Consider the following 3,371-nt stretch of genomic DNA (forward strand, 5'->3'; position numbering starts at 1 on the left):
TTTATCGTCATTCGGAGAGACCTCTATGAGTCTGGAGACAAGAGAAGATCTCGATCCGATCGAAACCACGGAATGGATTGATTCCCTGGAATCGGTATTGGATCGTGAGGGCGAAGATCGTGCCCGCTACCTGATGACCCGCCTGGCGGATCGCCTGCGCCGGGACGGCATGAAGGTGCCCTTCTCGGTGACGACCCCGCACCGTAATACGATCCCGGTTCACCGCGAAGCACCGATGCCTGGTGACCTGTTCATGGAGCGCCGTATCCGCTCCTTGATCCGTTACAACGCCATTGCCCAGGTGATTCGTAATAACCGCGCCAAGCCGGGCCTGGGTGGCCACATTGCCAGTTTTATGTCCTCGGCTACCCTGTATGACGTGGGCTTTAACCACTTCTTCCGCGCGCCTCAGGGCGATTTTGCCGGTGACCTGATTTATATTCAGGGCCACGTAGCACCGGGCATCTACGCACGTTCCTATTTGGAAGGGCGTCTATCGGAAGAGCAGATGGACAGGTTCCGCCAGGAAGTCGATGGCGATGGCCTCTCGTCCTACCCGCACCCGTGGTTAATGCCGGACTACTGGCAGTTCCCCACGGTCTCCATGGGGCTTGGCCCGATTCAAGCGATCTATCAAGCGCACGTGATGAAGTACCTGCATCACCGTGAGCTGAAGGATATGTATGACCGCAAGATCTGGTGCTTCATGGGCGACGGCGAGTGTGACGAGCCGGAATCCCTGGGCGCCATTTCACTGGCGGGGCGCGAAAATCTCGACAACCTGATCTTCGTCATCAACTGCAACCTTCAGCGCCTTGACGGCCCGGTACGCGGCAACTCGCGGGTGATGGACGAATTCGAAGGCGTCTTCCGTGGCGCGGGCTGGAACGTGATCAAGGTCGTCTGGGGGCGTCACTGGGATCCGCTGTTCGAGAAGGATAAGAAAGGCATCCTTCAGAAACGCATGGACGAAGCGGTCGACGGCGAGTACCAGAACTACAAAGCCAACGGCGGCGCTTACACCCGTGAGCACTTCTTTGGCAAATATCCAGAAACCGAGGCGATGGTCAAAGACCTCTCCGACGAAGATATCTGGAAGCTCAACCGCGGTGGCCACGATCCGTTCAAGGTTTACGCGGCGTATAACGAGGCGGTTAACACCTCCAACGGCAAGCCCACGGTCATCCTGGCGCACACCGTTAAAGGTTACGGTATGGGTAGCGGCGATGGCGAAGCGGCCAACGAAGCGCACCAGGTCAAGAGCATGGAGTATGAAGCGCTCAAGACCTTCCGCGATCGCTTCGGTATTCCGTTAACCGACGAGCAGCTCAAAGACGTGCCGTACTACAAGCCGGAAGACGACTCTCCCGAGCTCAAGTACATGCACCTGCAGCGCGAGCGTCTGGGCGGCTACCTACCCAGCCGTCAAAGCGACTTCGAGGCGCTGGAGATCCCCAGCCTCGAAGACAAAACCTTTGCCTCGCAAATGGGCGGCTCGAAAGGGCGTGAAGTCTCGACCACCATGGCGTTTGTGCGGGTGCTTAACGGCCTGGTCAAAGATAAGACGCTGGGCAAGAAGGTGGTGCCGATTATCCCTGACGAAGCGCGTACCTTCGGTATGGAAGGCATGTTCCGTCAGTTGGGTATCTACACCTCGGAAGGTCAGAAGTACGAGCCGGTGGATAAAGGCCAGATCATGTTCTACCGCGAGGATCAGAAAGGTCAGATTCTCGAAGAGGGCATTACCGAAGCAGGCGCCATGTCGGCCTGGATCGCCGCGGCGACCTCCTATAGCAACAACAACGTCACGCTGCTGCCGTTCTACATCTACTACTCGATGTTTGGCTTCCAGCGCATTGGCGATCTGGCCTGGGCGGCGGGTGACCTGCAAGCCCGTGGCTTTATGGTCGGCGGCACCGCAGGGCGCACCACGCTTAACGGCGAAGGCCTGCAGCACCAGGATGGTCACAGCCTGATTCAGGCCTCCACCATCCCCAACTGCCGCAGCTACGACCCGACCTATGCCCATGAAGTCGCCGTGATTCTGCAGGATGGCCTGAAGCGCATGTTCACCGACAAGGAGAACTGCTTCTACTACCTGACGGTGATGAACGAGAACTACGAGCACCCTGCGCTGGAAAACGTGCCCGCCGACGATATCGTTAAAGGCATGTACCTACTGCGCGAAACCAAGGGTGACAAGGGCCGCGTTCAACTGCTGGGCTCTGGCACCATTCTGCGCGAAGTGGAAGCTGCCGCTGAGTTACTTGAGAACGATTGGGGCATCGGCGCCGACATCTGGAGCGTGACCAGCTTTAACGAGCTGCGTCGTGAAGCGCTGCTGCTGGATCGTGAAGCCTTCCTGAACCCAGACGCCGAGGCCAACAAGCCTCACGTCACACAGTGCCTGGAAGGGCGCGACGGCCCGGTGATCGCGTCGACCGACTACATGAAGCTGTATGCCGATCAAGTGCGTGCCTGGGTACCGGGTGACTACACTGTACTGGGTACCGATGGCTTTGGCCGTTCAGACACCCGCGAGAAGCTGCGCTACTTCTTCGAAGTAGATCGCTACTTCGTGACCGTGGCGGCGCTACGTGCGCTGGCTGAGCGTGGCGAGATTGATCGCAAGCAGGTTGGTGAAGCGCTTAAGAAGTACGGCATTGATGCCCATAAGCCTAACCCGCTGACTAGCTAAACCGCTGACCGGTGGGCGGTGGCCCACCGGCTCGATCCGATTTGGAAGGAGCGCGACCTTGAGTAGCGAAATCATCAAAGTTCCCGATATCGGTGGCGATACCGATGTCGAAATCATCGAGATTGCGGTGTCAGAAGGCGACGTCATTGAAGCGGAAGACACCCTAATCACGCTGGAATCCGACAAAGCCAGCATGGACGTACCGGCCCCGAAAGGCGGCAAGGTACTCAAAGTGCTGGTCAAAGAAGGCGATAGCGTCTCGGAAGGTGACGATATCGTTGAGCTGGAAGTCGAAGGTGGCGGCGACGAGAAACAAGAGAGCTCGTCTGACAGCCAGCCTGAAGAGGCCCCAGCGAAGCAAGAAAAACCCAAAGAGCCGTCTCAAGAGCAGAAGCCCGCAGCTAAAAAGGCCGCCGGCGGTAAGCAGACGGTGGATATCAAAGTGCCCGATCTCGGCGGCTCGGACAGCGTCGAAATTATCGACGTCGCGGTCAGCGAAGGCGATGAGGTTGAGGCCGAAGACACCTTGATCACGTTGGAGTCTGACAAAGCCTCCATGGACGTACCTAGCCCCTATAGCGGTAAGATCGTCAGCTTTACCGTGAAAGAGGGCGACACGGTGTCTGAAGGCGATGTGATCGGCCAGATGGAGATCGTCGGCGAAGGCGGCGAC

At 58.1% G+C, this 3,371-nt stretch carries 2 protein-coding genes; both read left to right on the forward strand.

The window, feature by feature from the left end:
• Positions 1-25: 25 nt before the first annotated feature.
• Complete coding sequence (gene aceE / locus K7H09_RS24185; protein WP_009287423.1) at positions 26-2,698, forward strand: pyruvate dehydrogenase (acetyl-transferring), homodimeric type; 2,673 nt, start codon at positions 26-28, stop codon at positions 2,696-2,698.
• Positions 2,699-2,756: 58 nt separating this feature from the next.
• Positions 2,757-3,371, forward strand: a 615-nt coding sequence (locus K7H09_RS24190; RefSeq protein WP_230806348.1) for a biotin/lipoyl-containing protein, incomplete at its 3' end; no start/stop codon positions are given.

The organism is Halomonas sp. IOP_14 (genome assembly GCF_021021315.1).
GTDB lineage: Bacteria > Pseudomonadota > Gammaproteobacteria > Pseudomonadales > Halomonadaceae > Vreelandella > Vreelandella titanicae.

What these genes read in the sequence shown, in the direction of transcription:
- aceE (WP_009287423.1), top strand. Translation starts at nt 26, where the DNA reads ATGAGTCTGGAGACAAGAGAAGATCTCGATCCGATCGAAACCACGGAA.